At 53.6% G+C, this 15,541-nt stretch carries 12 protein-coding genes and 1 tRNA gene; 5 read left to right on the forward strand and 8 right to left on the reverse strand.

The genetic code is table 11. From position 1 onward, the window contains the following. Nucleotides 1-157: 157 nt before the first annotated feature. The 4 genes from WD071_RS14720 (at nucleotide 158) to WD071_RS14735 (ending at nucleotide 3,456) form a co-directional block, all read left to right on the forward strand. Nucleotides 158-244: transfer RNA gene (locus WD071_RS14720), tRNA-Leu, on the forward strand. A gap of 475 nt (nucleotides 245-719) precedes the next feature. After that, the gene (locus tag WD071_RS14725) at nucleotides 720-1,079 is read left to right on the forward strand and encodes a hypothetical protein (RefSeq protein ID WP_368049151.1); all 360 of its coding nucleotides are present in this window, start codon (nucleotides 720-722) and stop codon (nucleotides 1,077-1,079) included. Nucleotides 1,080-1,081: 2 nt separating this feature from the next. Next, a complete protein-coding gene (locus tag WD071_RS14730; protein WP_368049152.1) occupies nucleotides 1,082-1,600 on the forward strand; it encodes a type II TA system antitoxin MqsA family protein in 519 nt (172 codons plus the stop codon). A gap of 14 nt (nucleotides 1,601-1,614) precedes the next feature. Beyond that, nucleotides 1,615-3,456: an AAA family ATPase gene (locus WD071_RS14735; protein ID WP_368049153.1), complete on the forward strand. Its 1,842-nt coding sequence runs from the start codon at nucleotides 1,615-1,617 to the stop codon at nucleotides 3,454-3,456. A gap of 122 nt (nucleotides 3,457-3,578) precedes the next feature. On the opposite strand, the gene WD071_RS14740 is transcribed toward WD071_RS14735, so the two are convergent. Both WD071_RS14740 and WD071_RS14745 read right to left on the reverse strand, forming a co-directional pair. Further along, entirely contained in the window at nucleotides 3,579-4,157 is a 579-nt protein-coding gene (locus WD071_RS14740) for an outer membrane beta-barrel protein (RefSeq protein WP_368049154.1), read from the reverse strand. A gap of 217 nt (nucleotides 4,158-4,374) precedes the next feature. Beyond that, a complete protein-coding gene (locus WD071_RS14745; protein ID WP_368049155.1) occupies nucleotides 4,375-5,988 on the reverse strand; it encodes a DUF222 domain-containing protein in 1,614 nt (537 codons plus the stop codon). Between the two features lie 267 nt (nucleotides 5,989-6,255). Here WD071_RS14745 and WD071_RS14750 point away from each other — a divergent pair, with 267 nt between their 5' ends. Further along, nucleotides 6,256-8,712: a prolyl oligopeptidase family serine peptidase gene (locus tag WD071_RS14750; protein WP_368049156.1), complete on the forward strand. Its 2,457-nt coding sequence runs from the start codon at nucleotides 6,256-6,258 to the stop codon at nucleotides 8,710-8,712. 68 nt (nucleotides 8,713-8,780) lie between these two features. On the opposite strand, the gene WD071_RS14755 is transcribed toward WD071_RS14750, so the two are convergent. From WD071_RS14755 to WD071_RS14780, 6 genes are all read right to left on the reverse strand, one after another. Next, nucleotides 8,781-10,010, reverse strand: a complete 1,230-nt coding sequence (locus WD071_RS14755) for a DUF2254 family protein (RefSeq protein WP_368049157.1) — start codon at nucleotides 10,008-10,010, stop codon at nucleotides 8,781-8,783. Beyond that, nucleotides 10,007-10,996 carry an AI-2E family transporter gene (locus tag WD071_RS14760; RefSeq protein ID WP_368049158.1) on the reverse strand — a complete coding sequence of 330 codons (990 nt, stop codon included), beginning with the start codon at nucleotides 10,994-10,996 and terminating at the stop codon, nucleotides 10,007-10,009. The genes WD071_RS14755 and WD071_RS14760 overlap by 4 nt, the downstream gene beginning before the upstream one ends. 85 nt (nucleotides 10,997-11,081) lie before the next feature. Further along, entirely contained in the window at nucleotides 11,082-13,490 is a 2,409-nt protein-coding gene (locus WD071_RS14765) for a membrane-bound PQQ-dependent dehydrogenase, glucose/quinate/shikimate family (protein WP_368049159.1), read from the reverse strand. A 337-nt stretch (nucleotides 13,491-13,827) separates the two neighbouring features. Beyond that, the gene (locus tag WD071_RS14770; protein ID WP_368049160.1) at nucleotides 13,828-14,511 is read right to left on the reverse strand and encodes a DUF3618 domain-containing protein; all 684 of its coding nucleotides are present in this window, start codon (nucleotides 14,509-14,511) and stop codon (nucleotides 13,828-13,830) included. After that, a complete protein-coding gene (locus tag WD071_RS14775; RefSeq protein ID WP_368049161.1) occupies nucleotides 14,508-14,945 on the reverse strand; it encodes a phage holin family protein in 438 nt (145 codons plus the stop codon). Before WD071_RS14775 ends, WD071_RS14770 begins: the two co-directional genes overlap by 4 nt. Then, nucleotides 14,942-15,418: a hypothetical protein gene (locus tag WD071_RS14780; protein ID WP_368049162.1), complete on the reverse strand. Its 477-nt coding sequence runs from the start codon at nucleotides 15,416-15,418 to the stop codon at nucleotides 14,942-14,944. Before WD071_RS14780 ends, WD071_RS14775 begins: the two co-directional genes overlap by 4 nt. Between the last annotated feature and the right edge of the window lie 123 nt (nucleotides 15,419-15,541).

Genomic DNA, 15,541 nt, shown 5'->3' on the forward strand with positions numbered 1-15,541 from the left:
GCGGCTGCCATGCAGGACGCACAAATGCCGCGTAGGACAGGAGTCCGAGAGCGGCTGCCATGCAGGACGCACAAATGCCGCGTAGGACAGGAGTCCGAGAGCGGCCGCAAGGGACGGCCTCCGAGTTGGTCCTGTAATTAGATAGACAGCCCCCCATGCCCGGGTGGCGAAATTGGTAGACGCAAGGGACTTAAAATCCCTCGGGGGAAACTCCGTACCGGTTCGATTCCGGTCCCGGGCACCAATAAAAACAATAACTTATAGAGCTTATAAGTTTGTCCCTTCCCCGTCATATTTTTATGTAGACGCAATGTAGACAGTAGATAACGCGTTCAATTTGCTCTGAACTCTTACAAGAGGATGATGGCATAAAGTCCTCGAGGGGAGCTCCGGACCGGTTCGATTCCGGTCCTGAGCGCCATAAAAACAATATCTTACGAATCTCTATCGCATGCCATGAAAGCGCCTGTAGTTTCGTGCAAGGCATAGCGCTGGCGTCCAACTATGTCTCATTTACTTGGTTTTCAGCTATCTGTACTTCTCATCGAATATCCCCTTTCCAGATTGTGACTCCGTTCTGAGCCTTGTTAGCTTTTAAAAGTTAAAGTTGTGGGCGAGCGTGGCGTTATCATTTGATACAAGGTATTTGTAAAGGTGGCAAAATACCTTTGGTATGATGTATATTTACATCATATGATCCGTTTCGGGGTAATTAACGCTTGTCGACTCTTGAAGAACAACGCCAAAAGTTGGCAGATCTTGCCGAGCATAAGGCAACCCGTACAAATGCTTTTAGCAGGGAGCTGCCGTGCGACTGGAATCCATATGCTATAGAAAATCCTATAACTGGCATTCCGTTCACAGACGAAAGCGCATGGAGTTTAATCGCTAAATTGTTGCGCAGTGATCACAAAGTAAATGTTGTCGAGTTGAAAAAACCTCCTGGGCTTGAAGCCTTGGAATTATTGTATGACGTTGGGCCAAGTGTTTCATTTGTATATATAAAGGTTCATATGGGTGCGAAAGGTAAAGTTATAGGAAGAAGCTTTCATTACAGCACCAAAGGTAGGGAGCGTTAAGAATGGGAAATTTTAGTAATTTACCAGAAGTTGAGATTTGCGAAAGTTGTGGTGAGACCGATGTTTCTGTCGAATTAGTCGATTCTAGATTTGAATATAACCACCATGGAGCTTTGGTAACTTTGGTGGCACGAGTGCCTGTTTATACCTGTGGTGCCTGTGAGTTTCAATATATGGCGGCTGATGCCGAAGATGCTCGACATAACGCAGTTTGCGATTATTTAGAGCTATTACCTCCTAAGGTTGTCAGACAAATCAGAGTTACCATGGGTATGACAATTAGAGAGCTTTCTGCGGTGACCGGTATCGGGTCGGCGAGTTTGTCTCGATGGGAAAATGGCTCGGGAATTCAGAATCGTGCATATGATAACTTGTTGAGACTAGTGAGAGATCCTGCGAACTTACAATTCCTATCCAGCTCTCGAAGTCTGGAAGTCCCGAGCCATGAGCAAGCTCCAAATTTTAGATCTTTGAAAGTAACAGCTTCTGTTATGGATCGCGCTAATGCATTTAGCTTATAAGAGAAATATCTAGAATGTATACGGTAACGTTTTATTCTTTTAAGGGTGGTGTTGGTCGATCTATGGCATTAGCAAATGCTGCCGCAGAGTTGGCTATGCGGGGAAAAAGAGTCCTTGTAGTCGACTTCGATTTAGAGGCCCCAGGTCTTCATACCTTTGGATTCTGTCCAGGTGAACCTATGGCCGGTGGGGTTGTGGATTTCGTAAGTCAATACTTGGAAAGTAATGAGTCTCCTAACGTTAAAAATCACATCATAAAGTGTGAGTTAGACAAACAGTGTGATGGAGAGCTGTTTCTGATGCCGGCGGGCGCACTAGATGAAAATTATTCTTCGAGACTTTCAAAAATTGATTGGTTTGATCTATATGAAAATCGTTCTGGTTATTTGCTAATTGAAGATCTAAAAGCGCAGTGGCTTCAAGAAATAAACCCTGATTATGTTCTTATTGATTCGAGAACTGGACACTCAGACGTGAGCGGGATATGCACAAGGCAATTGCCGAATGCAGTCGTTTTTCTATTTTTCCCAAATGAGCAAAATCTATTCGGATTAAAGAATATTGTATCTCAGGTTGATGCTGAAAATTTATCTAGAACCGATATTTCAAGCAAGATAGAAAAACATTTTGTTAACTCAAATGTTCCCGACTTGGATGATGAGAATAGAATTCTTTCGGATAGACTGGATAATTTCGCTAAATTTCTAAAATATAAAGATCTTACGGCAACGATACATAGATACGACAGCTTAGCTCTTCTTAATCAGGACATATTTACACTTAATCGGCCTCATACCAGATTGGCACAGGAGTACAGGCAGCTAGTAGAAAAGATAGTTTTCAATAATATTGAAGACAGAGACGGTGCTGTCGCATTCTTGAAAGATACTTTAAACTCCAAGAGAAATCTGAAAGAGGGTGGCGATACAGACGTAAGTACAGAGAACAAGTTGGAGAAGATTGCTAACAGGCACGAAAAAGATGCTGAGGTACTCTATATTTATAGCCTAGTCAAAGAAAGACATGGCGATTTTGAGTATGCCCTTGCTCTTATGGAATTAGTTGAGGAAGTTGGAGGTTATAAAGAAATCCCATTGCTAAGGAAAGCGAGACTTCTTATCTCTTCCGCAAGACTAGATGAGGCGGTAGTAGAGATCAGGAGAGTGCTTTCTATCGCAGACGTCGGCTATTCAGAAGTGAGACTTGCAATTAATTTTCTTAACAGGATCGATAGGGCCGAAGTAGACCGAGCTATATTTAGTAGCGCGGCACTTTCACTGGAACCTGAAGGATTTCTTTGGATACTGTCTAATCACTATATGGGATCAGTTTCTGAACTGGTTGTTGCTGAGAAAGCCACTTACAGATATTTCGAGAATAATTCAAGGCTAGAATCTGTAGGCTATGCTTTGTTAAAGTCGAATTTGGCATTAATAGAGATTGGTTTAGGAAAATTTAAAGAAGCGTGTGTTCTAATATCAAAAACAAGACCAACTAAGGTCTCTACGCTAGAAAAATTGTTTAATTACGCAATGGCTGAATGGGGTTTGAATGGGGTGGTGCCATCTGACCTGATTGATTTAAGTCTTCAAAAGCTGTCTACCATAGATTTTTCTAAAGCTACTCCAAATGTGAAGCAGTGTATCTCTTTGTGTTATTGGGTCAGGGGAGACAAAGAAAAAGCCGAGGAAATTCTTGATATAGCTAGGAGGGAGGTGGGCATCTCTTCTCAATTGAATTTTAGTTGTTGGTCTTATACTTATCTTGATAAAAAAGGTTTCATAGATGACTTAAATAAAATGAGTAAGCTTTTCGAGGGTGATGATATTGTTCCAAAATATATATCGACAAAGTAGTGGGTGAATCGCCACCAGTTCTCTAGACACTTTCCAGCCTAATGAAGCGTAACCGAGTAGCATGCCGATGCGCTGGCTGTCGAGATGCCGACCAGCAATACGCTAGTCGGCATCCTGATCAATCAGAAGTTCAGGCGAACTCCCGCTTTCCAACCGTCCGACTCGTCAGCGACGTTGTAACCAACGCCCACGCTGATGACTGGCGTAATGTGATACAGCGCACCAATTTCCAGGCCGGTTCCGTCAGCGCCTTCAAAATCGCTGTAGGTCACATTGCCAGCCAGCTCCAGCTGCGGTGCCAGCAAGTGACGCAGACCAACGCTCAGGTCATAGCCGGTGCCTGAATAACTTCCCAGACCAAAGTTGTTCCCATCAATCTCCCCACGCATCCAACTGGCAGAGAAGGTTGCGTCAGTGACATCGCTCAATCCAGCCCGGTAGCCAAGACCAACGGAATATGTTTGCAGATCCAGTTTGGCGCCGAAAATTTCGTCAGACTCCAGATCCTGAATGCTTGAGATCAGAAAAATGTCATCTGTCAGGGATACAGAAAAATTTGCACCGATGCCGTCTACTTCGAGCCCGTCAGCATCCATAGCTGTGTAACCAACTTCAATGTAATCATAGTTCAACTCTTGTGCTGATAGAGTCGTAGTGCCCAGCGCTGCGGCGATTGCGATTGCAAAAACTGATTTCTTCATAAATCTCCCATTCGATTATATCGAATTATTTTTTTAGTCCATTGTAAGCGGCGCCTGAACAATAAGGCGCCGGGCGGCATTATATGTGCTCCATTAGCAAGAAGCATCTTTTATCGCAACCTGGTTTGCGAGAGACTTTTCCATCGGACGAGTATTCAAATGTCAACTGATCCGGGCTGTCACGGATATCAAATTCATACTGAGGGGGCAGTGTAAATCAGAATATATCGGTGTGGGGTTCCATCTTGTTTAAGCCCCCAACATCCTGCATCCCCGCCACCGCCATGGAATAATCCATCCGTTCTCCGCGCCACCGGGTGATGGCAGTGAACTCATCAATATCCAGGCCCATGTGTTGATGCTGGCGTTCAATCGCCAGACGCTCGGCATCAGTCGTCTGTTCACCAAGCTGCTCACTGAACTGTTTACCAAATTGAGGAAACAGCGCCTGCGGCAATACCTGTTGACCCGGTCGACGAAACTCAATGTTGCCTGAGCCATGATTGATCAGTTCAAAATTCTGTTCATGCACCAATCGATGATGACGTCGGCACAAGAGCACCAGGTTCTCCAGGCGGGTCTCGCCGCCATCGCACCAGTGATGGATGTGGTGCGCGTCAACAAATCGTGTTTCGGTGCAGCCTGGAAAGCGACAGCCACAATCGCGGCGGGTGAGTGCGCGCCGCATCGCTGGTGAGATACTGCGCGTCTTGCGGCCGACATTGAGCACATTGCCTTCTTTGTCTTCCAGCACCGTCAGTAGCCCTGTATCACAGGCCAGTCGGCGGGCGATGGCGGGGGACAGGAAAGGGCCCTGTTCGATGCTGCAGTGGTGAGCGGCGCCCTGGTTGAGTGAATCCTTTTCAATATGGATTACCAGCTGATGGCGCTGTGGCGGTGACAGTGGCGTCAGGTCGCTCGCGCTGTTCAGAAAGCTTTGTTCTGCCAACAGCATCAGTGCATCAGCACGTTTCTGGGGAAAGGAGTCTGCTTCTGGCGTGAGTGAATCCGCAGGCGTATCTGCAGAAACGTTTTGTTCTGACAACGGTGCCTGTTCGGCAGAAAACGTTTCCGCTGAAACGTTTTTCGGGTCGTTTTCAATGTCCTTTTCGATGTCTCTTTCAAGGTTTCTTTCAAAATCGCTTTCAAGGTCATTTTCTTCATCCGATGGTTGCAGCTGCGCAAAAGCCCCATCCAGCGCCTTGATAAACATCGCACCATCCTCAGGTGTTAACCGCCCACGAATCACCAGCATGCCATCGTCGTCGTAGTGCCAGTGCAGCTCCCGACCGGCAAACTGGGCAGCGGCTGTATCCCCATCGGTATTCTTTCCCTGGTTCTGCATCAGCCGTTGTGATCGCTGATATTTGCGCACCAGCATTTCCATATGTTGCGCGGTACCGTGACGGGCAATGTTCAGCAGGTAAGCTTCGTTTTGCGGCGTGGCGCTGCGGGTCATGGCGCGTACCTTGGAGTAACTGATGGCGCCGCTGGCGAACGCCTGATCTATCTGAGGCAACTCTGCCAGACATTTAGCGACCCGCACCTTTTCTCGCGCGGCGCCCAGATCAATGCCGCAATAATAGTTGAGCCAGTGCGCTGGCGACTTGATGCCACCGCCATCGCCCCAGGCGTTGCGTTCAACAAGCGCGGCCAGCAGTTTCAGAAAGCGATGCTGGGCGGCGTTGATATGACCGGCCAGATTGGTGATGGCGGCGACCAGTTCGTCGTCGTTGGATGGAATGTCGGAAGGAATGTCGGCGGCAATGGCAATGCCGGTTTGGGTGGCGCTCTTGATGTTATCGGAGCTACTGGCGTTATTAATATTCATGTCCGTACTCCCGGGAAGCAATGATACTGTTTATACATACAGTATTATAGTCCTGTTACCTCGGATTTTCATGTGTTTTTGCAAGCATAGGTAATTGCTTTTACTGCGAAATTTAGAGTTTTAGGAGTTCAGGAAAAACCCGTGTTGTCAGTCAGCAAATCATCGCGTAAGAGGTTCCACCCAGCTCTCCAGCCTCACCACACAATCACCGGAAGATCTGGTATGCTTTTCCCACAACAGTTGGCAATTAATCAGGCGGTGACAAAGATGGCGAAGATAATCGCACGTTATTTCACGCTCGTATTACTTTGTGCGGGTCTGCTACAGGTCCCATCACACCTTTTTGCGCAGGGCAGCTATCAGGTACCCGGCCCGGAGCTGGTGGCCCTGGTTGACGGGGCACGCACACCGTCCGTGAATCTGTCACCGGACCGGCAGACATTGCTGATCATGGATCTACCCGCACTGCCGTCCATTGCTGAACTGGCCCAGCCGGAACTGCGACTGGCCGGCATGCGTATCAACCCCGATACCAATGGCCCGAGCCGACCGGGCACCATTTCCGGGCTCACCCTGCGTGATCTGGCCACCAGCAACGACAGGCCGGTAAGCGGATTGCCTGCCGACGCACGAATCACCAACGTCAACTGGTCTGCGGACAGTCAACACATTGCCTTTTTGTTGAACACTGACGACGCGCTGGAGCTCTGGGTGGTTGATACCAGCGCAGCGTCAGCGCGCAGGCTCACTGAACGCAGGGTCAATGACACCTACTACAGTGATGCCTACATCTGGGCGCGGGACAGTCAGTCGTTACTGGTAAAGGTGGTGCCAGCGGGTCGTGGCGATGCACCCGCACGTGTTGCGGTGCCAACCGGGCCCACCATTCAGCAGAACATCGGTGCGGCGACACCGGCACGTACCTATCAGGACCTGCTGTCGGACAGCCATGATGAGGCGCTGTTTGACTATTACTTCACCGCCCAGCTGATGGAAATCGCACTGGACGGTTCGGAGCGCCCCGTGGGTGAGCCGGCCGTGTTCCGCACCATCAGTCTGTCACCCGATGGCAACTATCTGCTGGTCAGCCTTACCCAGCGTCCTTATTCCTACAGTGTGCCAGGTTACCGGTTTCCCGAACTGATTCAGGTCTGGGACACAACCGGTAACGCGGTGCGCACCATTGCCGACCTACCGCTGGCAGATCAGGTACCGATCGCTTTTTCTGCCACCACCGAAGGACCGCGTTCATTGACCTGGCGTAATGATGCCCCGGCCACCCTGTTCTGGGTGGAGGCGCTGGACGGCGGTGACCCTACCGTGGACGTACCCATGCGTGACCGGATCTTCTCGCTGCCTGCGCCGTTCACCGCAGAGCCGATGACACACCTGGACCTGGAATACCGCTACTCCGGCCTGCAGTGGAGTGAAGACGGTTATGCCCTGGTCAGTGAGTTCTGGCGCGACACCCGCCACAGCCGAACCTGGAAGCTCAACCCGGATAATCCGGCGGACGCCCTGGACATCGTGTTCGACCTGTCCACCGAGGACCGCTACAACGATCCCGGCTCACCGGATATGCGACGCTCGGCGTTCGGCACCTGGGTGCTTAACACACAGGAAGACGGCGATGTGCTGCTGATGCGTGGTATTGGCGCTACGCCCGAAGGCAACCGGCCCTTCCTGTCGCGCTTCAACATGAGCACAGGGGAGACCACCGAACTGTGGCGCTCACAGTCCCCGCACTACGAGCGCATTTCTGCACTGCTCAATAATGAGGGCACACAATTGCTGACAGTCCGGGAAGCGGTGGACACACAACCGAATTATTTTCAGCGCGACCTGCAAAATGACCAGGTGCAACAGTTAACATACTTCGAGCATCCGACCCCACAACTGCGCAACGTGCACAAGGAATTCATTCAGTACCAGCGCGCCGACGGTGTGCAGCTTTCCGCCACCCTGTACCTGCCGCCCGGGTATGAGCCCGAGAACGACGGCCCGTTGCCCGTGCTGGTGTGGGCATACCCCAGAGAGTTCAGAAGTGCTGATGCGGCAGGGCAGGTTGCCGACTCCCCCTATCGTTTTGCCGCCATGAGTTACTGGGGCCCGCATTTTGCCCTGACCCAGGGGTTTGCCGTGGTGGAGAACGCCACCATGCCGGTGGTCGGTGAAGGTGACGAGGAACCGAACGACACATTTGTGGAACAACTGGTACTGAGCGCCGAGGCGGTGATCGACGAACTGGCTGCACGCGGTGTGGGTGACCCGGAACGGGTTGCCATAGGCGGGCACAGTTATGGTGCCTTCATGACCGCCAACCTGCTGGCACACTCGGATCTGTTCCGCGCCGGTATTGCGCGCAGCGGTGCCTTCAACCGCACACTGACACCTTTCGGATTTCAGGCCGAGCCACGCAACTTCTGGGAGGCCTCTGATCTGTACTACAGCATGTCGCCGTTCATGCATGCCGACAAGATCCGGGATCCCATCCTGTTTATCCACGGCGCTGAAGACAACAACTCCGGTACTTTCCCGATGCAGAGCGAACGCATGTATGCGGCGGTCAGCGGGCTCGGTGGTACGGCAAGGCTGGTCATGCTGCCGGAGGAAAGTCACGGCTACCGGGCACGGGAATCGGTGCTGCACATGTTGTGGGAGCAGGCCGAGTGGATCAATCAGTATGTCCGTGGGCTGGAAGGTTTCCGGCCAGACCAGGAATAACACCCCTTGAATGGTCACCAGTTCTATGGACACTTTCGACACATTCCAGTGTCATAGAACAGCTCTTTTCATACTCGGCTGGCGTCAACAAGCGCACGCACCATTCCAGTCTGATATTCGGCCTCAGAGACGACCGTCGTCGCCTCACAGCCCTCGGCAAGCTCCCGGACCCTGTGCAGCATGTGCATCAGGTGCCGGGCTGATTCCGGGTCCTGGGAGGCCTGTCCCCTTATGCGTTCCACACACAATTTCAGGATGTCGGCGGCGGTCCAGCCGACCTCATCGTAGACACAGCGGCCATCCTTGTCTTTGTCGTGCAGCCGAGGCAGTCCCCGGGCAACGATTTCCTCGAGCACGGCCTCAAGGTGGACCAGCACCCCGTGGGCAGTTGAAGTGTCACTGCGCGCCTGCAACGCGAACACCCCGACGTCTACAAGTTGACTCACGGCGAACATGAGGTCCAGGTCCGGGCTGCGCGTGCGGGCGAGGTTGCACGCTTCAGACAAGGCGTCGAAGTCAACTTCTGCGTTGACCTTGATGGAGGAAACAAGCGCGACAGGGCTGCGCGGGGTGACAAACTCACCGACCCGGCTGCGCAGATGGACAACCCCGCCGACCGGCAGCGCGTTACGCATCCGGTCGATGTCGATGCGCGTAATCCAGCCGGTCCCTGGCGCCAGCACTGTCTGCGCATTGGACGCTGGTGGCGGCACCTCGATAAGTTCAAGCCGTTCCTTGGGGAGGCGGTCGAGCACCTTGAGGGCGTCTTCGGCGAGTCGTCTGACCAGTTCCGGTATTGAGAGGCTCCGCGTAGCATCCTGTATCGCCAGCAGGACACCCGCAATCCCGGCTAGCGCGATCAACACCACCAGCACAATACTCAGAAGAGGAGCGGTCGCCTGTTCGTCGGTGGGCATCCTCAGCAAAATCACCAGCACGGCCACGATGCCCGCCGACATGAACGCCAGCAGATTGCGCTGGAATGGGTCATCCAGAAATATAAACAGCGTGCGTGGCGAGAAGTGCGCAGCCATGATGCCAACCACGACTGTGCGCATCCACAGACCGAACACCGCGACCGTGATCAGACCACTGATCACCGATCCCATCACGATCCGCGCGTCAGCCACAGTGCCCAGCTCGATGGGCGGAGGCGACAGCCACGCTGCGTCCACGGCCAATGCTGCCAGGCCTACGCCCAGGCCAGCGACGATCGCGACGCCAATCGCTGCCGTGATCTCGCTCAGGCGCAGGGAGGTCCAACGCGACTGGGGCCTGCCAAGATTCGTCTGCCTCATACCGTACGCGTTTCCTTGTCAAGATAAGAGCTCACGTACGTTTCGCGCACCATGGTCAAGCCCAACGCGGCCAGCGGCGTTGCCAGCGCCAGTCCGAGTAGTCCGAACAGCACACCCATCAGCAGTTGCATCGAAATGATCAGCGCCGGCGGTAATGATACGCGCTCCTGTTGGATGAGCGGCGTAATGGCATAGCTCTCCAGGGTCTGGACCGCCATGTAAACACCAATAACCATCAACACGGTCGTAGGCCCATCGGAAAACCCCAGAAGAATGGCTGGGATAGCAGCAATGATTGGACCGATATTGGGAATGAAGGCGAGTAGCGCGGCGATCAGGCCCAGAACCGGGGCGAGCGGCACGCCGATCAGCCATAGGCCAAGCCACGTCAACACACCAACCACCGTCATCGCTATCAGCTGGGCGACAAGCCAGTTTTTTAAGGTGTCCGTGGCCTGTTGCAGAACCTCTCGGCCGGCGGGGCGGAAAGAGGGCGCTAGCATGCTGATGAGACCGCCGCGATAGGTACCAGGATCGATCGCCACATAGAGTCCGATGAATATCATGATGACAGCGTTGCCGAGCACGCCGAAGGTCATCGTGACTGCCGTTGCCGCTGTCCCATCACCGCCACTTGAAATTATCGCACCGGGCGTGGCGCGACGCAGTAGCGCTTCCCCCCAGGCATATTCTTCGAGGCGTGCGCGCAGCGACTCGATAGCCGATGGAATCTCCTCAGCCAACTGGTCGAATTGCTCCGCGACCGCCGGTGCGACGGCGAACGCCACGCCGCCCAAGCCACCGAGGATCAGCAGGACAAACAAACCAACGCCCCAACCGCGACCGATGCCCAAGCGCCGGGCCAGCCAATTTCCCCCGCCTCCAAAAAGAACGGCGAACAGCAGTCCCGCGAAGATCACCAGCAGAACGTCCGGAGCGACAATCAGGATCAACGCCAGCGCGAGAAAGAGGACGATGAGAGACATCGCGTGGCGCCTCGGTGGGAGCACTTTAGCGGAGCGCGATTGATCGACATTGTGCATTGGGATATCGGGAGGGCAGCACATAACGTCACTCCTCAGGCAGCGCATAGGCCACCAGCGCATCGCCGATCGGTGTTTGCATGAAATGATGACCACCTGCCATGATCACCACGTATTGACGACCATCATGCTCATAGGTCATCGGGGTGGCCTGCCCGCCCGCGGGCAGGGTATCCTTCCAGATCGTCGCACCGGTCCTGAGATCAATCGCCTTGATGAGATTGTCGGTGGACGCAGCGATAAAAACGAGGCCGCTGGCGGTCACGATCGGCCCGCCGTTATTGGGCGTTCCGATTTCAAACGGTAGCATCGAGGGAATGCCAAACGGCCCATTGCGTCTCGCTGTGCCAAACGGTCGGTCCCACAGGGTCTTGCCGCTCTCTAGGTCGAAGGCGCGGATGCCGCCGTAGGGCGGCTCCTTGCACAAGAGACCGGTACCCGGCATCCGCCAGCCGGCGTTGACATCGATGGCGTACGGTGCGCCCGCTTGCGGCGCGAGCGCATCGTGCGATCCGGCCTCTTGTTCAGCAAGTATTTCGTCAGCGACTTCACGCAGAACCAATCGATTGTAGTTGGGCATGTCGTTGTAATTGGCGACGGCAACACCTCGCGCGGTGTCCACAGCAATACCGCCCCAGTCGGAACCCCCGTTGTAACCGGGGTACTGTATCCAGTGGCGATCGCTCGTCGGCGCCGTGTACATGCCATCATAGGCGGCCCGGCGAAACTGTATGCGGCAAAGCATTTGATCGATCGGCGACATACCCCACATGTCGCGCTCGGTAAGCGGTGTTTTGGCGAGGGTGTGGTAAGCGGAGAACGGTTGTGTCGGTGCGCGCTCCTCAGGCTCCACTCCGCCGCCGGGAGCGGGCTGTTCGAAAACCTCCGTTAGGGGCTCGCCCGTGCGGCGGTCCAGCACATACATATCGCCTTGCTTGCTCGGCAAAATGAGCGCCGGGATTGTGCCTGCGCCATCGGTCGCTGGAAAGTCGATCAGCGTGGCCTGTGAGCCAAGGTCGTAGTCCCAGACGTCGATATTGACGGTGCGAAAATGCCAGGCCGGTTTGCCGGTGTTCACATCGAGCGCAATCAAAGCTGTGGAATACCTGTCTTCGGCTTCAGAGCGCCCAGCACTGAGATAATCGCCCGCCGAATTCCCCATCGGCATATACACGAGACCGAGGGCTTCATCGCCCGAGGCGGTTGTCCACATGTTGGGCGTGCCGCGCGAAAATTCTCCGTCCGTTGGCCGACCGTCGAGATCGGGCCGGTTCATGTCCCACGCCCAGAGATGTTCGCCGGTCACGGCATCAAAGCCTTGCAAAACGCCCGAAGGAGCATCGATGGTGACGCCATCCTTGACTTGATGCCCGGTCACAATCACACCCTGAATGATTGTCGGGGCCGAGGTCATCGACACCATGCCGGGCTCTACCGTTCCCATGCCGATAGTGATGTCGACCTCACCATTGCGACCAAAGTCCGCACAGGGGCGTCCCGTTTTTGCATCGACCGCGACCAGGCGACCATCCAACGTGCCTTCGATGATGCGTGCCGCACAGGCAGGCGTTTGATTGCCTGGCTGACTGGCCTGATTTGCCGATTGATAGTACGCGACGCCGCGGCAAGCGGCAGTATATGGAATATAGTCCTGTGAAACTTTGGGGTCGTAGCGCCATTGCTCCTTCCCACTGCCTGCATGCAGAGAAATAAGGATGTTGGTCGCGGTACACAAATAAAGACTATCGCCGACTTTCAGCGGCGTTGTTTCGGCCCCGTACTTACTGTCGGCAGGATCGCCCTGGGGCATGTCGCCGGTGTGGAACACCCACGCCCGTTCGAGTTGATCGACGTTGTCTGGCGTTATCTGGGTTAACGGCGAGGCACGTCGGGCGGCATAGCTTCCTCCGTAAGCCGGCCAATCAGCGCCGCTCGTGAGTGGTGATGGATCAGCATCCATAGCACCGGCTGCGGGCAGGCTCACTAGCATGCTTTCTTGGCGTGCCGCTCCGCCGTACCATAACCCGGTAGCCACGCCTGCCAGAAGCAGGCCAGAAACGATGCCAAATGCTGTTTTCCAGCCAAACATCGCGCGCTCCAGCACAGGTACCACAAGCACTGCAACGGCCATCAGTAGGGCAAGACCAAACAGGCGGGGAAGCAGTGCCCATACTGATCCGTCTGCTTCCGCAAAGGACCAAAAGAGTGTGCCGACAAACACGGCTGCGTAGACGATAACGCCCAGCATTTTACCGCGAAACAAATAGTAACCGGCAATGGTCAATCCCGTGCCACCGACAACATAATACGGCGATCCGCCGAGCGCCAACAGATAAGCACCACCGATCGCCAGCACACTACCCATTAAAAAAATCACTACGCCCAGGATTTTTGCAAAAACGTTGGTCTGACTGCGTATCTCCTTATTGTTTACCATCTATCCAGTCCTTCAAGCTAAACGCTCGGAATCGAGACCCTCAATTGCCTCTGATCATGAACTCCTCATGAGTTACGCCAGAGGCAGGGTATGACTGACAAGATGATCCAATCACGCGGTCAGGTCTGTGTGATGGCGTACTTAAGGCAATCAATCTGTAACAGATATACTTGTAAAGAACCATCAGCCCCGGCTAGCAGGCTGTTGAAAAACTATCTGCGTTGCCATTGCTTCGTTAAAAACAGGTTCAAAATGCTCATTTACAGCGTGTAAACTCCGCTTTTTCGCCTGTTTTTGCCTCGCACTGGCTGCCTCGAAAACGTTTTTCAACAGCCTGCTAGTCTGATCGCACTGATTCACGTAACTCATCATATTTGCTTTCGGCCTTCTTTTTCGCAGCATCGACACTGCGATCTCTGGTCTCACCAAACATGTCGTCCTCCATCTCTGTCGGCGGAACCAGCGCACCCAGGGCTGCACCGATCGCGATGCCCAGGCTTCCCGCAAGCAGCGGCTGGTCACGGTAAAACTGCACCATACTTTGTCCGACGCTCTGTGCTGACTCCTTCATGTTCCCGGTCGCATCATGTACGCGATCCCCGACGGCTGAGGCCACGTCGTGTGATTTTGCGGCCGTATCACCAAGGGCATCCCCGACGTCACGCCCGTTGCCGGTTTTGAATGAGCGATGTGCCCCCGCCGAACTATTATTGCCAGTTGAGATCATCATCCAGGAGATGCCGATACTGGTGAGTATCATCGGCAATGGATTGTTTTTGACTTGAGTGCCAAGGTTGCGACCCAACTCACCGCCGTGTTCGCGGGCCATGCCCATCGCCTGGTCAATAAGTTCTCCCGGTGACAGTCGGTCTGATAGTTCATTTGCGGTCTTGCCGAGGCGGGTTCTCGCCTGATCGACTTCGCGCTCCAGCCGCTCCGGGCTTTTGTTGTCATCATGATCGTTGTCATGGGGTTGATATTTTTCGCTGTTGCTATTGTCAGTATTGTTAGTATCGCTCATCGGGCTGCCCTCGTTAATGTGTCTTTGTCTTTTTTGGTGGACTCGAGTGTGCGCTCGGGTACCATCGAATTGTCGTTCATTTTCTTTTTCGCGGAACCGACCATCAGCCAGCCGACCAGCAGCGCCGCCGCACCTACCACTAATGCTGCGAGCCACGGCTCCAGGATGTTGCTGAGCCCATACACCGCGCTCATTAACAAAACAACAAGACCTGCCATGGCTACGGCAGCGCCGGTTGCCATGGCACCAATGGCAATCTTCGCTTCAGAGACGGATTCTCCGACCTCAGCTTTTGCCAGTTCAATCTCTTTGCCGAGTAGCGTTGACAAGTCTTTGGTCAGGTGACGAATCAAGTCAGCGATCGACTCGCTATTGTGTTCCTGGTTCGCGACAGGCGATGGCGCGGTCTTAACGCTTTCATGTTCCTGTTTCATAACATACTCCTCCCGTCGCCGTTGGTTTGAGCAGCATTTTTTGCGCTAGATGAGAGAAAACGCGACAACCCAAAACCCAGGGCAACACTACCGAGCATAAACAGCGCGGGATTTTTTTGAGAAAGTCGCTTGGCATCGTTTGCCAGTTCATCGACACTGCGACCTTCAATTTGTCCAGCCATGTTCGACAGGTTACTACTCACCTCGCGGGCATAACGCGCAAGGCCTTCGCGATCGTGATCGTCGAGATTCTCAGCCGCTGCATCAATAGCATCTGACAGCGTGTCGGCTTCCTTCGCGATCCGATGCTGGCCGGACTCGGCTTCCTCCCGTACTTTGTCGCCTGCTTCGAGTTTGATATCATTGACGTCTTCTTCAATTTTCTGTTTTGGTGTTCCGTTTTCAGTATCGTTGGGCTTGCTGCCATTGCTGCCATTGCTGCCGTATTCGGCATTAAGCTTGGATGATGTCATGTTGAGACTCCTTGTGTAGCACATTATTTTGACTTACTTCCATGTTGAGATTTTCAAATTTCCGGGGCTGGGTCTGTACGTTAGCAGACGCAAAAGGATTGCTATCTGAAGTGAGGAAAAGTG

It is taken from the genome of Pseudohongiella sp., from assembly GCF_040877505.1.
Lineage (GTDB): Bacteria > Pseudomonadota > Gammaproteobacteria > Pseudomonadales > Pseudohongiellaceae > Pseudohongiella.

Bases quoted from the DNA above. Each gene is read 5' to 3' on its own strand.
- WD071_RS14765 (WP_368049159.1), bottom strand. From the start codon at position 13,490: ATGGTAAACAATAAGGAGATACGCAGTCAGACCAACGTTTTTGCAAAA.
- WD071_RS14750 (WP_368049156.1), top strand. From the start codon at position 6,256: ATGGCGAAGATAATCGCACGTTATTTCACGCTCGTATTACTTTGTGCG.
- WD071_RS14770 (WP_368049160.1), bottom strand. From the start codon at position 14,511: ATGAGCGATACTAACAATACTGACAATAGCAACAGCGAAAAATATCAA.
- WD071_RS14775 (WP_368049161.1), bottom strand. From the start codon at position 14,945: ATGAAACAGGAACATGAAAGCGTTAAGACCGCGCCATCGCCTGTCGCG.
- WD071_RS14760 (WP_368049158.1), bottom strand. From the start codon at position 10,996: ATGTCTCTCATCGTCCTCTTTCTCGCGCTGGCGTTGATCCTGATTGTC.
- WD071_RS14740 (WP_368049154.1), bottom strand. From the start codon at position 4,157: ATGAAGAAATCAGTTTTTGCAATCGCAATCGCCGCAGCGCTGGGCACT.
- WD071_RS14745 (WP_368049155.1), bottom strand. From the start codon at position 5,988: ATGAATATTAATAACGCCAGTAGCTCCGATAACATCAAGAGCGCCACC.
- WD071_RS14735 (WP_368049153.1), top strand. From the start codon at position 1,615: ATGTATACGGTAACGTTTTATTCTTTTAAGGGTGGTGTTGGTCGATCT.
- WD071_RS14780 (WP_368049162.1), bottom strand. From the start codon at position 15,418: ATGACATCATCCAAGCTTAATGCCGAATACGGCAGCAATGGCAGCAAT.
- WD071_RS14755 (WP_368049157.1), bottom strand. From the start codon at position 10,010: ATGAGGCAGACGAATCTTGGCAGGCCCCAGTCGCGTTGGACCTCCCTG.
- WD071_RS14730 (WP_368049152.1), top strand. From the start codon at position 1,082: ATGGGAAATTTTAGTAATTTACCAGAAGTTGAGATTTGCGAAAGTTGT.